Source organism: Actinoplanes sp. NPDC048988, from assembly GCF_043197815.1.
Lineage (GTDB): Bacteria > Actinomycetota > Actinomycetes > Mycobacteriales > Micromonosporaceae > Actinoplanes.
Window position 1 is genome coordinate 29,690 of sequence record NZ_JBICTW010000015.1, and the last position, 17,070, is coordinate 46,759.

Annotated in this window: 16 protein-coding genes; 9 read left to right on the forward strand and 7 right to left on the reverse strand. The window is 71.6% G+C overall.

Going from position 1 to position 17,070, the window contains the following annotated elements; translation table 11 throughout:
* Positions 1-140: 140 nt before the first annotated feature.
* From ACGFJ7_RS34775 to ACGFJ7_RS34785, 3 genes are all read right to left on the reverse strand, one after another.
* A complete protein-coding gene (locus ACGFJ7_RS34775) occupies positions 141-1,154 on the reverse strand; it encodes a hypothetical protein (protein WP_392646054.1) in 1,014 nt (337 codons plus the stop codon).
* Positions 1,155-1,326: 172 nt separating this feature from the next.
* Positions 1,327-2,070 (reverse strand): hypothetical protein, encoded by a 744-nt coding sequence (locus ACGFJ7_RS34780; protein WP_392646056.1) that lies wholly within the window; start codon positions 2,068-2,070, stop codon positions 1,327-1,329.
* A 60-nt stretch (positions 2,071-2,130) separates the two neighbouring features.
* Positions 2,131-2,631 carry a DUF1990 family protein gene (locus ACGFJ7_RS34785; protein ID WP_392646058.1) on the reverse strand — a complete coding sequence of 167 codons (501 nt, stop codon included), beginning with the start codon at positions 2,629-2,631 and terminating at the stop codon, positions 2,131-2,133.
* Between the two features lie 488 nt (positions 2,632-3,119).
* On the opposite strand from ACGFJ7_RS34785, the gene ACGFJ7_RS34790 reads away from it, so the two are divergent.
* Complete coding sequence (locus ACGFJ7_RS34790; protein ID WP_360258481.1) at positions 3,120-3,620, forward strand: hypothetical protein; 501 nt, start codon at positions 3,120-3,122, stop codon at positions 3,618-3,620.
* On the opposite strand, the gene ACGFJ7_RS34795 is transcribed toward ACGFJ7_RS34790, so the two are convergent.
* A complete protein-coding gene (locus ACGFJ7_RS34795; protein ID WP_360258478.1) occupies positions 3,604-4,347 on the reverse strand; it encodes a DeoR/GlpR family DNA-binding transcription regulator in 744 nt (247 codons plus the stop codon). The two genes, ACGFJ7_RS34790 and ACGFJ7_RS34795, sit on opposite strands and share 17 nt — an antisense overlap.
* A 52-nt stretch (positions 4,348-4,399) precedes the next feature.
* On the opposite strand from ACGFJ7_RS34795, the gene ACGFJ7_RS34800 reads away from it, so the two are divergent.
* The 3 genes from ACGFJ7_RS34800 to ACGFJ7_RS34810 all read left to right on the forward strand — a co-directional run bounded on the left by ACGFJ7_RS34800 (position 4,400) and on the right by ACGFJ7_RS34810 (position 7,726).
* Positions 4,400-5,053, forward strand: coding sequence for an NUDIX domain-containing protein (locus tag ACGFJ7_RS34800; protein WP_392646060.1), 654 nt, complete (start codon positions 4,400-4,402; stop codon positions 5,051-5,053).
* 43 nt (positions 5,054-5,096) lie between these two features.
* On the forward strand, positions 5,097-6,578 hold the full coding sequence (locus tag ACGFJ7_RS34805) for a M28 family peptidase (protein WP_392646062.1): 1,482 nt from the start codon (positions 5,097-5,099) through the stop codon (positions 6,576-6,578).
* Positions 6,579-7,396: 818 nt separating this feature from the next.
* Complete coding sequence (locus tag ACGFJ7_RS34810; protein ID WP_360258473.1) at positions 7,397-7,726, forward strand: helix-turn-helix transcriptional regulator; 330 nt, start codon at positions 7,397-7,399, stop codon at positions 7,724-7,726.
* 17 nt (positions 7,727-7,743) lie between these two features.
* Here ACGFJ7_RS34810 and ACGFJ7_RS34815 read toward each other — a convergent pair whose 3' ends face one another.
* On the reverse strand, positions 7,744-8,028 hold the full coding sequence (locus ACGFJ7_RS34815; protein ID WP_392646064.1) for a hypothetical protein: 285 nt from the start codon (positions 8,026-8,028) through the stop codon (positions 7,744-7,746).
* A 671-nt stretch (positions 8,029-8,699) separates the two neighbouring features.
* Here ACGFJ7_RS34815 and ACGFJ7_RS34820 point away from each other — a divergent pair.
* Both ACGFJ7_RS34820 and ACGFJ7_RS34825 read left to right on the forward strand, forming a co-directional pair.
* Positions 8,700-8,885 (forward strand): hypothetical protein, encoded by a 186-nt coding sequence (locus ACGFJ7_RS34820; protein ID WP_392646066.1) that lies wholly within the window; start codon positions 8,700-8,702, stop codon positions 8,883-8,885.
* Positions 8,882-9,172: a hypothetical protein gene (locus ACGFJ7_RS34825; RefSeq protein WP_392646068.1), complete on the forward strand. Its 291-nt coding sequence runs from the start codon at positions 8,882-8,884 to the stop codon at positions 9,170-9,172. The genes ACGFJ7_RS34820 and ACGFJ7_RS34825 overlap by 4 nt, the downstream gene beginning before the upstream one ends.
* A gap of 346 nt (positions 9,173-9,518) precedes the next feature.
* On the opposite strand, the gene ACGFJ7_RS34830 is transcribed toward ACGFJ7_RS34825, so the two are convergent.
* On the reverse strand, positions 9,519-9,800 hold the full coding sequence (locus ACGFJ7_RS34830; RefSeq protein WP_360258466.1) for a hypothetical protein: 282 nt from the start codon (positions 9,798-9,800) through the stop codon (positions 9,519-9,521).
* 145 nt (positions 9,801-9,945) lie between these two features.
* Here ACGFJ7_RS34830 and ACGFJ7_RS34835 point away from each other — a divergent pair, with 145 nt between their 5' ends.
* From ACGFJ7_RS34835 to ACGFJ7_RS34845, 3 genes are read left to right on the forward strand one after another with little or no spacing between them, the layout of a single operon-like run.
* A complete protein-coding gene (locus ACGFJ7_RS34835; protein WP_360258463.1) occupies positions 9,946-11,460 on the forward strand; it encodes a DUF2397 domain-containing protein in 1,515 nt (504 codons plus the stop codon).
* Positions 11,457-12,584: a TIGR02678 family protein gene (locus ACGFJ7_RS34840; RefSeq protein ID WP_360258461.1), complete on the forward strand. Its 1,128-nt coding sequence runs from the start codon at positions 11,457-11,459 to the stop codon at positions 12,582-12,584. Before ACGFJ7_RS34835 ends, ACGFJ7_RS34840 begins: the two co-directional genes overlap by 4 nt.
* Complete coding sequence (locus ACGFJ7_RS34845) at positions 12,581-16,876, forward strand: SbcC/MukB-like Walker B domain-containing protein (RefSeq protein ID WP_392646071.1); 4,296 nt, start codon at positions 12,581-12,583, stop codon at positions 16,874-16,876. The genes ACGFJ7_RS34840 and ACGFJ7_RS34845 overlap by 4 nt, the downstream gene beginning before the upstream one ends.
* Here ACGFJ7_RS34845 and ACGFJ7_RS34850 read toward each other — a convergent pair.
* Positions 16,846-17,043 carry a hypothetical protein gene (locus ACGFJ7_RS34850; RefSeq protein ID WP_360258457.1) on the reverse strand — a complete coding sequence of 66 codons (198 nt, stop codon included), beginning with the start codon at positions 17,041-17,043 and terminating at the stop codon, positions 16,846-16,848. The genes ACGFJ7_RS34845 and ACGFJ7_RS34850 overlap by 31 nt on opposite strands.
* Between the last annotated feature and the right edge of the window lie 27 nt (positions 17,044-17,070).

The window sequence follows — 17,070 nt, forward strand, 5'->3', positions numbered from 1 at the left end:
GGCGCCGGCCGCGGGCGCGGCCCCGCCGGCCGGGGGGGGCGTGGCCGCGGGCGCTGCTAGGGACGGTGGTCCCCCCCCGCCCCCAAACGCGCCCCCCCCCCCCCCGGGGGGGGCGGGCCCCCCCCCCCCCCCCCACCGCGCTATTTGCAGTACTTCTTGTCCGCCGCGACGACGACCGCTTCCGCGTCGGCGATGAGGGCGGCCATCTTCTTCCTGGCGCTTTCGGACTTCGACGTCCACGACGTGGCCGTCTTCTGAGCTCGGGTACGCAACTCGGCGATGGCCGTATCGTCCGGGGCTTGGGCGAGCGCCCCACGGTAGGCGACCAGGTCGTCGTCCAGCGTGCTGATCAACTCGTTGACTCTCGTCGCGGCGGCGTCGACCTCGGCGACGGTTGCCTGGAGCGCGGAGTCGGCGTCGTGCACCGCCGTCGACTGGTCGGCGGCCGCGATCACCTTGTCGCAGGCGGCGATCACGTCCTTCTCGGATCCGGCGGCGGCCGCCTGCGCTCGCGCCCGGCCCAGGGCGGCGCGGGCGTCCGCGAGAGCGGTGCCGAGCGCTTCCAGGCCCGGTGGTTGACTGACCGCCGTTTGCAGAGCGTCCATGTCGCCGGCGATCTTGCTGGAAGCTTCCTCGGCGGCGGCCGCCGCGGCCTGGACGGCCTCGGTGGACGCCTGCACGCCGGCGGCCGTCTCCGCCGCCGTCCGGAGGCCGGCGACCAGGTCGTTGTAGTGGTCGACCGTCGACGGTCGCAGCACGACCTGACCGACGGATCCGTCCGAGCGGGGCACCGACAACGAGAGGTCGTCCTTCGTCAGCGTTCCCGAGAGCGAGGTCTGCGACCCCAGCGGCCCGGTGAACGTCAGGGTCAGGGCCGTTCCGGACAGCGTGCCGGTGAACTGGACGTGCGCCGGCTTCACGGTCGACTCGTCCTCGACCGTCGACTGGTCGACGGTGCCGGTCAGCGAACTGCCCTGCCTGGTCAGTTGCACCATGACCGCGGTGCCGGCGTCGCCGCCCACCCACGTGTGCGGTGTCCCGTCCGCAGAGCCCGCCTTCCGGGGCAGCAGCCCACAGCCGGCCAGCAGCGACAAGCTCACCATCACCACAATGGACAGCCGCGGGATCCGCGCCGCCCCACCCCCATCGCGCACAGCGGTGAATGTAGTCGCGCTCCGCCCGGGGCTACATAGGCGGGAGCGCCGGAATCCAGTCCTCCATATGGCGATGGCGGCCGAGCCGAACAGCGTCGAACTCGTCGTCGTGTCCCTCGGCGGACACACCCAAGCGGCGAAGGACCCGCGAGATCGGCGACCGTACGAGACGCTAGCGACGGAGGTCGGGTGGGTCGCCGATGTCCCGGGCCAGCTGCTCGCTGCGCAGGAGGGCTTCGCGGCTGACTTCCTCCGCTCGGCGTACCCGATCCTCGATGTCCTGGACCTGGGTGTCGGAAACGGCGAAAACGGTGGTCAGGGTCGTACGCGTCAGATAGTAGCCGCCGAGGAATCCGTTACCCAGGAAGTAGACGAGAAGGCCGGCCGCCATTCCGAGGGAACCCGGGCCCGCACCCATCGCGGCGGCGACGAGGGTGGCCAATCGTCGTCCGGCATCGGCGATCTGAGGAAGCTGGATCAGGCCGACGCCGACCAGAATTTTGGTGAGCCAGTCCGATATCTGTTCCAGGTTCGTGTTGACTCGGTAGCCGATCCGCCGCTGCGTGGTGCCGTCCGGGGCCGGTTCTTCGACCTGAGCGGTTCGCGGAATGCCGAACAGGAATCCGGTGAAGCCGCCGACGACGAACGCGCCCGCGGCCACCATGGATCCGACGCCCACGATGAGAAGGAATCGCGATCTGTCCGACAAGCCGAAAATGATCAGAGGCGTCAGGCCGGCCAGAATCAGGAAGGCGCCGCCCGGCGCCAGCTTGATCAATGCGTTCAGGAAGACCGCGATGCTCCGTTCGGCTGTCTCGGGTTCCCGCTTGCCCATTTCCGCGTCCTCTCGTCGGCCTGCCTCCAGGCGACCACGCGGACTGAGGCTCATCAATAGATTCGGCACCGCTACAGTCACGGCCGTCGGAAGCGCGACACGAGGGGTGGCCGGTCGCCGGCACTGTGACGACGGCGGAGATCAGGGCCGGGTCAGCTGCCGGATTGCGGTGACGTAGCGGCTTGTCGCGAGCTGCTGGGCCACGCGGGTCAGCGGCCCGCCGGCCCGCGCGAGCAGGGATGCCGGGCGGCTGAAGGCACGGATCCGGAAGCGGACATCCCCCGCCGGCGTCAGTTCCAGCATGAAGGCCTCTTCACCCTGTTCCGGATGCCCGGGCAGCGTCCCGTAGGCGAAGCCCCGGCGATCCCGCTCCTGCACGGTGTAGACGACCCGGCACGGAATCCTGAGCCAGGCGAGGCGCAGGGTGACGTCGACCCCGGGCGCGACCCGGGCCGCACCCGCGGCCACCGAGAGCCCGGCGTTGCGGTGCATCTGCCAGCGGAACAGCCCGTCGGCCGCCGCCTCGAACGCGGGGCGCCCACTCCCGACCCGTGCATCCCGGAACACATGCCCATAGCCGCTGGGCAGTGGATCGTCGCGGGTGGCGCCGACCTGCGCATACGTCAGCTCCAGGCGTCTCATCATGATCATTGTGCCTGAGTGCTGATGAACTGGCCCAGCACACGGTCAGCAGCCCTTCGTAGCAGTCTTCGGCCGGTAGGTCGACCACCGCTGTCGCCGCTCGCGCCAGGTCAGCTCGCGACGACGCCGGCCGCGTTCTCCTGGTGGGCCGCCGGTTTACCTACGGCCAGGACGAGAATTAGGACCTGCGGCGCCATGGGAAGGCTCGGCGGGTCGCGGCTGCCGAGTCTGGCGGAGCTGGGGCGGGGGAACTGAGGGACGCCGTCGACGCCGAGCCGGGTTCGCGCGGCGGGGGTGGGGCCCGGGCGGGAACACTGCGACCGTGGTCGATGGGTTGGGCTTTCGTTGCAGGACAGCCCGGTAGCCGCGGCAGAGGGGCCGGGACGGCACCCAGCCGGGCCTGTGACAGCGGAGCCGGTCGTGACGCCGTACTAAATCGGCAGTAAGGTGCGAAACACGGGGTGAGTGGGGATTCGGAGGGATCGGGCATGGCCGGGCCGGTTTCGTCCATTGCGTACGTTCCGTTGCACGAGGTGCTGCCGCCGGGGTTCGCGGGCGCCGAGGGGCGTCTGCGTGAGCTGGCCGGCCGGCTGGAGCGGCACCATTCGGCCGACCGGGTGTCCTGGCACTGGTATCCGGATCATGTGGAGCCGCCGGAGGTGCTGGCCGAGGGGCTGCGCCGCGATCTCGTGGGGATCACGATCACGCTCTACAACACGCGGGACGACTGGCTCGAGCTCGCCCTCTACCTGGCCTGGCGCCCGGGGCCGCGGCTCACGGTCGAGGCCTCGGTCGAGGTGGCGTGCTGGTGCGCCGAGAACCACAACATGCATCCGGTACGGGAGCTCAGCCGCGACGCGGACGACGACTTCGAGCTGGCCGACGCCTTCGCGGCCGGGGTGAAGATGGTGACCGCCGTGCTCACCGACGGGCCGTTCGAGCCGCAGCCGTGGCGGGCGGCGGCCGGGCTGCCTATCCGGCCGGGATGATCGGCACGCCGGTGGCTTCCAGCAGCTCCGAGGTCACGTCCGTTATGACGCCCGAAACCGACCGGAGCGGGATCACGGCGTACGGGGAAACCGCTCCGATCTTCTCGGCGCTGGCCAGCACATAGGTGTCGGCGGCACGGGACGCCAGAAGGCGCTTCATCGCGGCCTCGTCGGCGTCGCCGGTGGTCAGCCCGGCCTGGTGATGGACCCCGGTGACGCCCAGGAAGAAAAGGTCGGCGCGCACCGACTGCGCCGCCTCGGCCGTCGCCGCGCCCGAGGTGACCGCCGAGTGTTTGAAGAGCCGTCCCCCGAGGACGAAGACCTCGACTCCGGCATGGTCCACCAGCGCCGCCGCCACGGTCACGCTGTGGGTGATCACGGTCGCCGTCAGCGACGGCGGCAGTGCGGCGACGAGGGCGAGCGCGGTGGTTCCGCCGTCCAGCACCACTGTGGAACCGGGAGCGATCAGCGCCGCGGCCGCCGCCGCGACCCGCGCCTTGCTGTCCGGGGCGACCGCCGTTCGTGTCGCGTAGTCGGCGGCGGCCGGCGCCGAGGGCAGCGCACCCCCGTACACCCGCTGGCAGAGACCCGCCGCCGCCAGCTCCCGCAGGTCCCGCCGGATGTTGTCCTCGGCGATGCCGAGCTCGGCCGCCATGTCCTTGGCCACCACCTTGCCGTCGGCGCGAAGCCGGGCCAGCAGGAAGTCCTTACGCTCCGCGGGAAGCATTGCGTGTTTCACCTCATTGTTGTCGACTCTTACGCACTGTACGGTACGCCTCATGACCTGGGGAATCGACGAGCCCGACGCCCGCGGCCGCACCGGCCTCGACCAGATCGGGCGTGACCTGCGCGGTAATCCCGACGTGGTGGTTCACGAGGTGGAGCTGGTGGCCACCGCCTGGCACGTGCTGCGGCGGACCACCTTCGACTACCGCCACCGCGACGGCCGCTGGACCCGCGAACAACGCGAAACGTACGACCGTGGCGACGGCGCCACGATCCTGCTCTACAACCGCGACAAGAAGTCCGTCCTGCTGTCCCGGCAATTCCGCTATCCGGCCTACGTGAACGGCCATCCCGACGGCATGCTGATCGAGGCGGCGGCCGGCCTGCTGGACGGCGACGACCCGGCCCGCGCCATCCGCCGCGAGGCCGGCGAGGAACTGGGCGTGACCGTCGGCGAGCTCGAACCGGTCTTCGCGGTCTGGATGAGCCCCGGCTCGGTGACCGAGCGCCTGCACTTCTACGCCGCGCCCTACACCGCGGCCGACCGCACCGGCGCGGGCGGCGGCCTGGCCGACGAGGGCGAGGACATCGAGGTGGTGGAGCTCGACTTCGACGACGCCCTCACGATGATCACCGACGGCCGGATCGCCGACGCCAAGACGATCATGCTGCTGCAATGGGCCGCGCTGAACAACATTATGAATTGATTGATATGAATGAGACGCATCGAGATCCTGCGATGCTCGCGGCATGCATATCCCCCTGCTGGCCGTCGCCGCGATGGGCCTCACGATGGCCGTCGCGCCGATCGCGGAAGCCGCCCCTCCGGACATCTCGGTCACGAACGTCAAAGCTCACCTGCAGCAGCTGCAGAACATCGCCACCGCGAACGGCGGCAACCGCGCCCACGGCCGCCCCGGCTACCTGGCCTCGGTCACGTACGTCAAGAACCTGCTGGACGCGGCCGGCTTCACCACCACGCAGCAGTCGTTCACCTACAACGGGGCCACCGGCTACAACCTGATCGCCGACTGGCCCGGCGGCGACACCGCGAACACGCTGATGATCGGCGCGCACCTGGACAGCGTCACCGCCGGCCCCGGCATCAACGACAACGGCTCCGGCTCGGCGGCCAACCTCGAGGTGGCGCTGCAGGTCGCCCGGTCCGGCTTCCAGCCGTCCCGCCACCTGCGCTTCGGCTGGTGGGGCGCGGAGGAGCTCGGCCTGCGGGGCTCCACCGCGTACGTGAACTCGCTGTCCTCGGCGCAGAAGGCCGCGATCACCGGCTACCTGAACTTCGACATGGTCGGCTCACCCAACCCCGGCTATTTCCTGTACGACGGTGACAACTCGGACGGCACGGGCTCGGGCCCCGGCCCGGCCGGCTCGGCGCAGATCGAGCAGACCCTGGCCGCGTATTTCACCTCGATCGGCGTGCCCACCCGCGGCACCGACTTCGACGGCCGCAGCGACTACGGCCCGTTCATCGCGGCCGGCATCCCCGCCGGCGGCATCTTCACCGGCGCCGAGGGCCGCAAGACGGCCGCGCAGGTGCAGCTCTGGGGCGGCACGGCCACCACGTTCGACCCCTGCTACCACGCGTCCTGCGACACCATCTCCAACATCAACGACACCGCCCTGGACCGCAACAGCGACGCCATCGCGTACGCCGTCTGGACCCTCGCCGCCGGTTCGACCACGCCGCCCACCGGCACCACCGTCTGGTCCGACGACTTCGAAACCGCGACCGCCTGGACCCGTCCGACCACCGACACCGCGACCCTGGGACTGTTCGAGCGAGGCGATCCGGCCGCCACGACTTCCCAGCTGGGCACCGCCGCCAGCGGCACGTACGACCTGGTCACCGGCGCCTCCGCGGGTTCGAGCGCCGGCGCCAACGACGTGGACGGCGGCGTGACCAGCCTCCGCTCCCCGGCGATCACCCTTCCCAGCGGCACGCTGACCTTGAGCTTCTCCTGGTACCTGTCGCACCTGACCAACTCGAGCAGCGCCGACTACTTCCGCGTCCGCCTCGTTTCCGGCAGCACGACGACCACGCTGTTCACCCAGTCCGGCGCCGCCACCGACCGCGCTCCGGCCTGGCAGACCGCCTCGGTCGCCCTGACCGCCTACGCCGGCCAGACCGTCAACCTCGTCGTGGAGGCGGCCGACACCTCAACCGCGTCCCTGGTCGAGGCCGCCGTCGACAACATCAAAATCACCAAGGCCTGAGTTGTACGCCGGTGCGGGCCCCTACCCGCACCGGCACCGGAAGCGCCTCCAGCCTCGCGCCGAACAGCTGCACCGCCCGGGGCGGCTTCTGGGTAGGGCGGACTCGCCGCTCATTCCGCGGTCTCAAGCCGGTCTGACGCGGCGAAGTCGCGTTCAAGGCAGTCTCGTGGCTTCGGTCGTGTGAATGGGGCTCTGGCGCGAACTGTGTGATGGACGTCGGACGGTCCCCGCCTGCTCGAAGTCGTCGTGCTTATCCTCGCCGAGGATCGGACTGCGCCTGTAGAGCTGTCCAACCTCTACGCCGCCCTGAACCTGACGACCGGCAAAAAGTCCTCGTCGGCCTGCACGCCCGGCACCGGGCGATCGAGTTCAAGAAGTTCCTGCCGACCTGGACGTACACGTGGTGCTGGACGACCTCAAGGCCCTACGTCTGAGCCAAACCGCCGACCAGATCCTCGAATCCATCAAGCGCTACTGCACCCGCATCAACGACTCACGACGTCAGGCCGGACGTTGATGCTCGAGCCGCTCTCGAACACGATGTTGATAGTGCCGTTGGTCCCGGGGGTCTTGCTCTTCACGATCTCGAGGGTTGGTTCCATCCGCAGACTCGACCTCTTTGCCCTCGTCGATGTTATCCCAGGTCGTCGTGTTCGGTCGTCCCGTGTTGTCCCCTGCCGCGCAATGCTGCCTGGCGCTCGTCGGTGCTGGTGGTGGCTGTGGCGTTCGGGTGCACTCCGGATGGAGGCCTTTGCTTCAGGGAGTGGAATAGCGTTACCTAGCTTGTGATCTAGCTAGCCCCTAGATAGAAATAAAGTATGGCCCTGAAGATGACGCTGCCGACCCAGCTGGTGCTGCGGGCTCTGTTGGAACATCCGACCCGCGAGTTCTACGGGTTGCAGCTGAGTCAAGTCGCTGGCCTTGCGACCGGCACCATCCATCCGATCCTCGCCCGGCTGGAGGGCCTCGGCTGGCTCGAATCTCGATGGGAGGACATCGATCCGGGGAAAGAAGGTCGTCCGCGACGGCGGTACTACCGGTTGAGTTCCGACGGGGCCGAGCTCGCGCGACAGGCGCTGGCGAAGGCGCGCACACCCGTGGTCGGAATGAGCGCTTGGCGTCCGGCAATCACGGAAGGCGGGGTCTGATGGCGGAGCCGACACCCTCAGAGCTTGAAGCCTTGACCATCGAGAACCTTGCCTACGACCTGCGGCGGCTCGATAGAGAACGACGCCGGCGACCAACGAAGGATGATTCCCCGAAATGGCGTGCGGCTGTCCTCAGGGCCTACGACGAGCGCCTCCGACTCGCCTCTCGGGCTCTCGGCATTGATCAACACCTGGCCGAGTCGGATGGAGGAGACCAAGATGTCGAGCGCATACGGGTGGAGAGTGAGCTTCACGCTGCTGGCCTCAGCTTCCGGGGAGTTGAGCCCGAGCAGATCGTCCAAAGCGTCCGCAGCCTAGTCGGCGGTGTGGTCCTCATACTTCCCAGCGAACACCGTGACCGATACCGGGAGGAATTCCGCAGCGAACTTTACGAGCTCGGCACGTCGGGAGCTTCATGGTGGCGGCAGTTCTGGTATGCCTTGCGCCTCTTCGATCGAGCATGGGTGCTCGCCGCCGAGTTGCGTGAGGCCTCTCTACGTCGGGCCCGGTCATGACCGCGGACGTCAGCACTCAAGCCAGTCGCCTACGACTCGCTGGATGGTCATTGGCCATCGCCGCAACCGGCACGCCGGCCACCCTTGCAGTTTTACTCCTGGGTCAAGGCGGACAGGCAGCGGCTGGGGCCGGCGTGATCGGAACGATCACCGTCGCCGCGCTTGCTGCCGCCCGCGCTTTCGGCAGCGCGAATGACGCGGAGGAACTCCAGGAATCAGGCAGGCGCCCAACCCGTCGACGCGGGCCCGGCCGCCGGTACAGGCCCCGATCTCCAGCTGAAGCAGATCAGGCGGCTACGAAGTTCCACGCCGCGCGCGCCCCTTGAACCCAGGAGATTTGGCTTGCAGGCAAGAGCGTCCTGCGCGGCGCAGGGGATTGCGGTCTCTCACGCAGTGGACTACGGAATCCGGCACTGGTGAACCAGGCCGCCATCCACGTCGCTCATACCGCCGATTCTATGACGTTCGTCGACAGCCTTGGTCATGGCGTCGAGCCGCCACTTGACCCCGTGAGAGATCTGCTGACAGCGACGCGAAATCTCCCACGGAGCGACGAGATGACTGGCTTCGGTCGCGGGGGAGAGGGCTTTGGCGCGAACACCGTGATCGATCTTGCGGAGGCGGCCGTTACCGTGGCGCGGTGATCGACCTCCAGGTACGCGGCGAGTCCGGCCGGATCGTGGCCAGCTCGCGGGGCTTCGACTGGACTCAAGAGCTGATCGATCTCGATGCCGCTATGTTTCCGATGCTCGCCGGGCTCTGCGGCTATCTCGATACGGTCTTCAACCGGCGCCAGATTCGCATCCTGATGGCTGAGCTGGACCGACTCCCTGCCGGCCTGATTCCTGAACTCGCCCGTGCCCAGGTTCGCCGGCTCGCGACCCTGGTCGGGGAAGGTCAACATTTGTACCTGTGGTTCTGCGGCGACTGACCGGGGCACCCGTTCAAGAGGCAAGCAGAATCCGTTTGCGGCGAAGGCCGAAGCCGGCGGCACGATGATTCGGGCTATGGCTGAGGACTATGGCAAGGAGCGGGCCGCCCGGTTCGCCGAGCCACCAGGGCCGAGAAATGGCGTTACACCACCTTTGGCGCGGGCGGCCGGAAGCGGCGATGAGCAGGGCGCAGGAGAGCGCCCTGCTCGGCGGCGGCTGAGCGCAGCGCGCCCGCCGAGCCGGGCCTTCGTTGCAGGACAACCCGGCAGCGGCGGCAGAGGGGCCGGGACGGCACCCAGCCGGGCCCGGCGAAGCGGGGCTTTCCGCCGATCCGTACCAAATGGGTTAAAGGTTTCTTTGTTTGGCGATCTGCTCGACGGCGTTCTTGGCGTCGGCGAGGGAGGCGCCGGTCTGCTCGCGGTAGGCCTTGATGGCCTGGATCTTCTGGCCCCGCATGAGCGCGCCCAGGACCTCGGGCGATTCGTCCGCGGGGTCCGCGATGTCGAGGTGGCGCATGATCAGGTCGAGTTTGCGGTCGATGGCGGCCTCGCGGCTGCTCGGGCGCGAGCGGTTGCTGACGAGGTAGACGGCGAGGATGACCAGGGCTGCCGAGAGCAGGATCTCCATGGCGCCGATTGAACCACGGGTGATTCTTTTCGCGCTCCGGCGGCCGGGTGCGTGAAAGTGTCGGACCCCCTGCCTATGCTCGCCACCCAGAACGGTCGACAGGGCCGTTGATCAGCGCCGATGCGGGCGGAGGGGGTGGCACGTCATGGCCGGCGAACAGGAGTTCGCGGACCCGTGGCAGCTGGCGGGGCTGCCCGGCGGTCTGCTCCAGGCGAGCTATCTGACCAGTCGTTACGCGGCTCAGTACAGGCTGATCGTGCAGGTTCTGCTCGAGGAGCAGCAACACACGCTGACCGGCGTGGCGGCGGCCGATCTGCCAGGACTCCTGCGCGACCAGCTGGTGCGGGCGGGGGCCGATCCGGCGATCCTCGACGACACGTTGAAGCAGCGGATGGCGGCCCTGGAGAAGTGGGGCGTGGTGATCGTCTTCCAGGACCGGACCGATCGCGACGCCGACTTCGTGCTGAACTGGGACCGCTACCAGTTGACCGAGGTGGCGGCCGAGCTGCACCGGGCCGTCATGTCGCTGGGGCAGGATCTGGCGTCGGCGGCCGCCGCGACGCTGGCGCCGAGCGTGCTGACGGCCAACCTGGGCGTGCTGCGCGAGACGGCGCCGGTCGATCCGGCGGCGGCGGCGTCGGCCTGGTCGGTGATCCAGACGACGCATCAGGCGATGGCGCGGGCGGCCGCGAGCTGGCAGGCGCGGCTGGCCGGGGCGCTCGCCGGCACGCCCGACCAGGCCAAGGTCAACACCGTGCAGGAGACGCTGCGGCGCTACGTGGACATGTGGGGCGGTGGCGTCGACACGCACTCCGAGCGGATCACGGCGCTGATCTCCGAGCTGGGCGAGGTGGACACCGTGACGTGGCGGCGGATCGCGGTGCACCATCTCGGGGCGAACGCCGACAACGCGGCGATCGACGAGCTCACGGCGTCCTACGCGGAGACCCTGGCCGTTCTGCGGTCCTGGTTCGACGGGCCGGACTGTCAGGCGCGGCGGCTGCGCCGGCAGATGCGCGACACGATCGGGCCGCTGCTGCGCGGGCAGCGCACGCTGGCCGCCGTCGGCGGGCACGTGTCGCGCCGGGCCGAGCTGCTGGCGCTGGCCTCCCGGATCGACGCGGCGGCCGACGACGAGAGCGCCTGGGACGTGTGGTGTGCGACGACCGGGCTGTTCTCGGCGCGGCACCTGCCCGGTGAGGCGCCGATGGCGGCCGGCGTGCCGTCGTTCTGGGCGGCCGAGCCGGTGCCGGTCGCGGCCCGCCTGCGCCGCCAGGGGCCGAAAGCGACGGCGGGTGGGCCGGCCCGGATCACCGACCGGTCGGCCAGCCGGCTGGCGGCGCGGGTCCACACCGAACACCTGCGGGACGCGGCGGCCCGGACCGAGGCGGCCGTGCTGGCCCGGTCGGGGCTGCGGCTGTCGCAGTGGCACGACCTGACCGCGCCCGAGCTGCAGATGCTGATGATCCTGCTCGGGGTGGTCGCGTCGGCGCGGGCCGGCGCCGACGGGGTGCGCTCGGCGACCTCCGGCGACGCGCGCTGGCTGCTGCGGGCCGATCCGCCGCCGCCGGGAGCGCCGGCCGCGGTGGTGCACACGCCGGACGGCCGGCTCGTGCACCCCGACATCCGGCTGCACATCACGCCCGCGGGGCAGCGATGAAAACGACCGCCTCGGCCCGCGAGGCACAACAGGCGTTCACCGGGCTGCTGGCCAAGCCGCTGGTCACCGCGGCCGGCGATCCCCGGCTCTACCGGCTCGTGCTGCGGCACCAGCAGGCGGTGACCGACGCGGCCCGGCGGCTCGGCTACCGGGTGCAGCGCGTCGGGCAGGCGGTCCGGCTCATCCGGGTGCCGCTGGGCGGCGCCGTGACCCGGCCGCCGCGTCCGGCCGACGCGCCCGAGCGGCGGATGCTGGCGCTGGTCTGCTGCCTGGCCGCCTGCTGCGAGGACGTGGCCGGGCGGGTCACCCTGCAGCGGCTGTCCGACATGGTCCGTGACCTGCCGGCCGCCCGCTACGACCCGGACGACCAGACCCAGCGGCGGCTGCTGCGCGACGCGGCGGCCTACCTGGCCTCGTGGGGCGTGCTGCGGCCGCGCAGCAGCGACGAGCGGCTGCTCGACGAGTGGACCGAGTCGGGCACCGGCCCGGGCGCCGGCTACGAGGTCGACCGCGACGCGCTGCTGTTGATGACCAGCCCCGACGTGGTCGACCTGGCCCTCAACCCCGGGGTGGTCACGGCCTCCGAGACGGTTCGGCAACTGCGCGCGCTTCTCGAGACACCCTTCGTGGCGTACGAGGATCTGCCGCCCGCCGAGGCCGAGGCGCTGCGCGCCCATCGCGGGCAGCGGGCGGCCGACGTGGCCCAGATCACCGGCGGCGCGATCGAGGCCCGTACCGAGGGCCTGCTCGTGGTGCTGGCCGACGACGAGGTCAAGCCGCCCACGGTGGCCGACTGGCCGCGTGCCCGCGCCACCGACTGGGTGGCCCTGCTCATGGCCGACCAGGCCGGCCGCGACGGCACCAGGCACGCCGACGGCACCGTCCACTTGAGCACCGACGAGGTCGACGCCGTGGTGGACGATCTCATCAGCTGGCGCGGCGACTACATGACCGTGCCGCAGAAGACGGTGCCCGGCACCGTGCGGCGCGACGCCGAACGGCTGCTCACCGAGCTCGGCCTGCTGCGCGTCTCCTGGGACGGGTCGTGGACCCTGCTGGCGGCCGCCGGCCGCTACCGCGACCCCGACGTGACGATCACCGACAACACGGAGCCGGCCCGATGACCCTGACCCCCGAAGCCACCGACGCGCAGCTCACCGCGTGGCGGGACGCCGCCGCGCACGGCGGGCTGCCCTCGCCGGAGCGGTCGCGGTGGCAGGTGCTGCGGGCGGGCTGCGTCGGGCTGTGGGAGTTCGACGCGGCCGAGTACTGGTTCGCCGACGGCCGGGCCCAGTTCGTCGGGGCCAACCAGTCCGGCAAGTCGACGCTGATGGCGCTGACCACGCTGATCATGCTGTCCGGCAGCCTCGACCGGCAGTACATCGACACGTTCGGCCAGTCCGACAAGTCGTTCCGCTACTACGTCGAGCCCACCGACGACGCCCGCGACCGGCGCGAGGCCACCGGGTCGGCCCACCGCGGCTGGGCCTGGGTCGAGTACGGGCGGCTCGGCGAGGACGGGCCCGAGTTCTTCACGACCCTGCTCTACGCGCAGGCCAAGCGCGGCGTCAGCCAGCTCGACCCGGTCTGGATCATCTGCCGGGGCGCGGCCCGCGTCCGTGACGGGCTCACCCTCGCCGTGGGCTCGTCCGCGGTCGAGCCCAAGGAACTCGCCGGCGTCGACGGCCTCGAGGTGATGCGGAGCGGCAAGAGGTACGCGGCCCGGATCGCCACCGACCTGTTCGGGTTCTCCGACGACGACCGCTTCGCCACGGTGCTCGAGATGCTGAAGGTGCTCCGCACGCCGCACCTGGGCCAGAAACTCAACCCGGACTGGTTCACCGAGCAGATCCGGATGAGCCTGCCCGCGGTGGCCGAGTCCGAGGTGGACAAGCTGGCCGACGGCTGGCAACAGCTGGAGCAGCTCGGCCGCGACCGCGACCACGCGGTGGCGGCGCGGGACGCGGTGGGTGTCTATCTGGCACGGGCCTGGCGGCCGTGGGCGGACGCGCTGCTGCGGGCCCGGGCGGACGACCTGCTGGCTTCCGATCAGGCGGTTTCCGCGGCGGTCGCCGCCGCCTCGTCCGCCGAACTCGCTCTGGCGTCGGCGCGGGCGGAGCTGACCGCGGAGACCGGGCGCGGCGACGAGCTGGAGGCGGGGGTGCAGCGGGCGCGGGCGGCGCTGACGCAGCTGCTGCGGTCGGCGGCCTACCGCGACGCGACCGGGCGGGCGCAGAACGCGGAGCGGATGCGCCGGGACGCGGCGGCGGCCGAGGTCACCCTCAGCACGGCTCGCCGAAACTTGGCGAGTACGGGTGTGGCGCTCGAAGCCGCGGCGGCCGCGCACTCGGAGGCGACCGGACGGCTCGACCTGGCCCGCGCGGCGTCGGCGGCGGCGGTCACACACGTGGGAGCGGCCCTGCGCGGTGCCGGCTTGGACGCGCAGGCGCAGCGATGGGCGGCCGACGGCGACGTCGACCGGATCGACGCGGCCGTGGCGGCCCGGCGCTCCCAGGTGTCGGCGCTGCGCAAGCTGACCCGGGCCGCCGCGACGGCGGTCGGTCGCTGGCAGGCGGAATCGGCGACGGCGGCGCGGCTGGGTGAGGAGTCGCGGGCCCGCTCGGCGGTCGCGGCCGAGGCGGCCACGACGGTGACGGACGCGGTGCAGCAGCTCTCGGACGACCTGGAGAGGTGGGCGGTCGGCCTGCCGGCGGCGGTGCCGCCGGTCGCCCTGCGCGACGACTGGGTGCGGGAGGTCGTCTCCCAGACCCATGCCGTACGCCCTCGGGAAGTGCTCGCGGGTCTCCTGGCGCGCGAGTGGCTGGAGCCGTCGGTGGGCCCGCTCACGGAAGAGATCGCCAACGTGCGCGCCGAGGCCCGGGCGGCGGCGGTGCGGGCCGACGAGGCCGACCGCGAGGCGGCCCGCCTGGGCCAGGCGGGAGACCCGCACCCCTCGGGGCCGATGCGCTGGAGCCGCCGGGAGCGGCCGTCGTTCCCGGGGGCGCACGGGGCGCCGCTGTGGCGGTTGGTCGACCCGGTCGACGGGGTGCCGGCCGAGGTGCTGGACCATGTCGAGGCCGCACTGGACGCGGCCGGGTTGCTCGACGCGTGGGTGACGGCCGACGGCGTGTGGTCGGATGAGCGTGATGGGGCGGAGACCGTCGTCGTCGGTGCCGAGGGCGTGCCGGCTGTTTCGGGACCGCTGTCGTCTGTCTTGCAGCCGGCGGAGGACGCGGGAGCTCTGGGCGGCACGGTCGCCGGGATTCTCCGGCATATCGGTTATGCCGGTCCGGGCCGGCCCATGAGCGGGGACCTTGTCATCGCGGGGGACGGGCGGTGGCGGACGCCGATCGCCGGCGGCCGGGCCGGGCGGGCCGTCGAGGGGGCCGAGCTTCTGGGTACGGCGGCTCGGGCCGCGGCGCGGCGGCGGCAGATCGCGGCGCTGCGGGAGCAGGCGGCGGCCGATCGGGAAGCCGGCGAGGAGCTGACCCGGCGGGCCGAGGAGCTGGCGGCGCGGAGTGCGGCGCTGCGGGCGGCGGCGGCCGAGGCGCCCGGGGACGCCGATGTGGTGGCGGCGGCGATCAGCCTGGCCGCGGCCACCGGGGAGCGGGACCGGGCCGAGACGGCCCATGCGAAGGCGGCCGGCAAGGCCTCCGAGGCCAAGGGCGAGGCGGACGCCGCGACCACGGCGGTGACCGGGTACGCCGACGAGCACGGGCTGCCGACCACCGACGAGCAGCTGGACGCCGTGGGTACGGCGCTGGACTCGGCGGCGCTGGCGGCCGGATCGCTGCGGCTGGCGCTGAAGGACCAGGACGTGGCGGAGCGGGCCGTCGCTTCGGCGGTGACCGGGGTCGAGTCCGCCGAGGCGGCCCGGACGGCGGCGGCCGACGCGGTGGACGAGGCCGCGGTCACGGCGGCCAAGCTGGACGCCGAGGCCGGTGAGGCGGAGGCCTCGGTGAGCCTGGACGACCGGGAACAGTTCGCCCGGTCGGCCGAGCTGGAGGAGCGGATCCGCGAGCTCGACACGTCGATCGCGGCCGGCCGGCAGCGGGGACTGTCCCTCGCGGCCGCGGCCAGCACCGCGCAGGGTGAGGCCCAGCGGCGGCAGGACGCGGTGACCGCGGCCGTCGCCGCCCGCGAGGCGGCGGCGCGGGCGTGGTGGGTGCCGGTCGACGCCGGGATCGCCCTGGCCCGCGGCATCGGGGACGGTGATGCGGGGCGGACGCTGGAAGAGGCGCTGGCTCAGGCCCGGGTGGCTGTGGAGACGGTGCGGCCGCCTTCGTGGCCGGAGAATGCCGGGGACCGGGACCGGCGGGTCGACACGGCTCTGCAGCGGGCTCTGCGTGGGGCCATGACCGAGCTGCAGACGCTGCTCGAGGCGTCGGGTGGGCGGTCGGTGATCGTCAGTGAGGCGGATGAGGCGCATCCGTTGCCGGCCATCACGCTGGTGGTGGACGCGGCGGGGACGCCGCTCGACCCGCCGGGGGCGGTGGAGCGGCTGGACCAGGCGGTGGCCGAGTTGTCGGCCACGCACGACGAGAAGCTGCATCAGATGTACGCCGAATTGCTGTCGTCCACCTTCATCGACCACCTCGCCGACCGGATGACCCGGGTCGTCACGCTGCTCACGACCGTCAACGAGGTGCTTCTGCGGCATCCGACGGGCGCCAACCGGACGGTGCTGCAGATCCGGCGGCGGCCGGCCGAGGGGCAGCAGCACGGGTTCAATCTGCTGCGGGCGCTGGAGGAGGGGCGGATCGAGTCGGACTCGGCCCAGGAGCAGATCCGGCTCTTCCTCGGTGACCGGCTCCGGGAGGCCCAGGACTCCGGGGTGATCGGCACCGACGAGTGGGTGAAGCATCTGACCGGGCTGCTCGACTACCGGGCCTGGTTCGACTGTGTCTGCTACTACCGGGTCGAGGGCGGAGACTTCAAGCCGCTGACCAAGCAGGTGCACGGCGTCGACTCCGGCGGCGGGAAGGTCGTCACGCTGTTGCAGCCGCTGCTGGCCACGCTGGTGGCGCTCTACTCACGGTCGGCCGACGCGCCGCGGCCGCTGTGGCTGGACGAGGCGTTCGAGGGGGTCGACCCGGCCAACCGGGCCACGATGCTGCGGCTGCTGGTCGACTTCGACCTGGACTTCCTGCTGGCCGGGCCGGCCCCGCTGGTCGCGGCGGCCCAGGTGCCGTCGGCGGCGGTCTGGACCGTCTCCCGGGCGCCGGCGCCGCTGGCCGGGGTCGACCTGTCGCTGATGCTGTGGGCCGGGCGCACGCTGGAGGCGGTCCCGGTCGCCGACGTGGCCGCCACGGTCCTCGCCCCGCGCCGCCCGGTCGACGACCCGGACCGCCCCGACCTGTTCGCCGACCTGACCGCGGCCGAGCCTCAGGGCGCGGGAGGCGGCTCCTCGACCTGATTGCCGGCGTCGTCGACGAGGCCCGGGGCCATGCTGCCGCCGTGGGCTTCCTGGTTGGCGCGGTCGCGGTCCTCGGAAGGCGAGGCCGAGCCGGCGGTGTAGTCGCTGGAGCCGGGCGCCTCCTCGGCGTACTCGGCGTATTCGGTCTCGGGGCTGATATCACTCATGATCGGCGATTACCCCGTACGGCTTGA

Bases quoted from the DNA above. Each gene is read 5' to 3' on its own strand.
- ACGFJ7_RS34785 (WP_392646058.1), bottom strand. From the start codon at position 2,631: ATGAGACGCCTGGAGCTGACGTATGCGCAGGTCGGCGCCACCCGCGAC.
- ACGFJ7_RS34790 (WP_360258481.1), top strand. From the start codon at position 3,120: ATGGCCGGGCCGGTTTCGTCCATTGCGTACGTTCCGTTGCACGAGGTG.
- ACGFJ7_RS34795 (WP_360258478.1), bottom strand. From the start codon at position 4,347: ATGCTTCCCGCGGAGCGTAAGGACTTCCTGCTGGCCCGGCTTCGCGCC.
- ACGFJ7_RS34800 (WP_392646060.1), top strand. From the start codon at position 4,400: ATGACCTGGGGAATCGACGAGCCCGACGCCCGCGGCCGCACCGGCCTC.
- ACGFJ7_RS34805 (WP_392646062.1), top strand. From the start codon at position 5,097: ATGCATATCCCCCTGCTGGCCGTCGCCGCGATGGGCCTCACGATGGCC.
- ACGFJ7_RS34810 (WP_360258473.1), top strand. From the start codon at position 7,397: ATGGCCCTGAAGATGACGCTGCCGACCCAGCTGGTGCTGCGGGCTCTG.
- ACGFJ7_RS34820 (WP_392646066.1), top strand. From the start codon at position 8,700: ATGACGTTCGTCGACAGCCTTGGTCATGGCGTCGAGCCGCCACTTGAC.
- ACGFJ7_RS34830 (WP_360258466.1), bottom strand. From the start codon at position 9,800: ATGGAGATCCTGCTCTCGGCAGCCCTGGTCATCCTCGCCGTCTACCTC.
- ACGFJ7_RS34835 (WP_360258463.1), top strand. From the start codon at position 9,946: ATGGCCGGCGAACAGGAGTTCGCGGACCCGTGGCAGCTGGCGGGGCTG.
- ACGFJ7_RS34840 (WP_360258461.1), top strand. From the start codon at position 11,457: ATGAAAACGACCGCCTCGGCCCGCGAGGCACAACAGGCGTTCACCGGG.
- ACGFJ7_RS34845 (WP_392646071.1), top strand. From the start codon at position 12,581: ATGACCCTGACCCCCGAAGCCACCGACGCGCAGCTCACCGCGTGGCGG.
- ACGFJ7_RS34850 (WP_360258457.1), bottom strand. From the start codon at position 17,043: ATGAGTGATATCAGCCCCGAGACCGAATACGCCGAGTACGCCGAGGAG.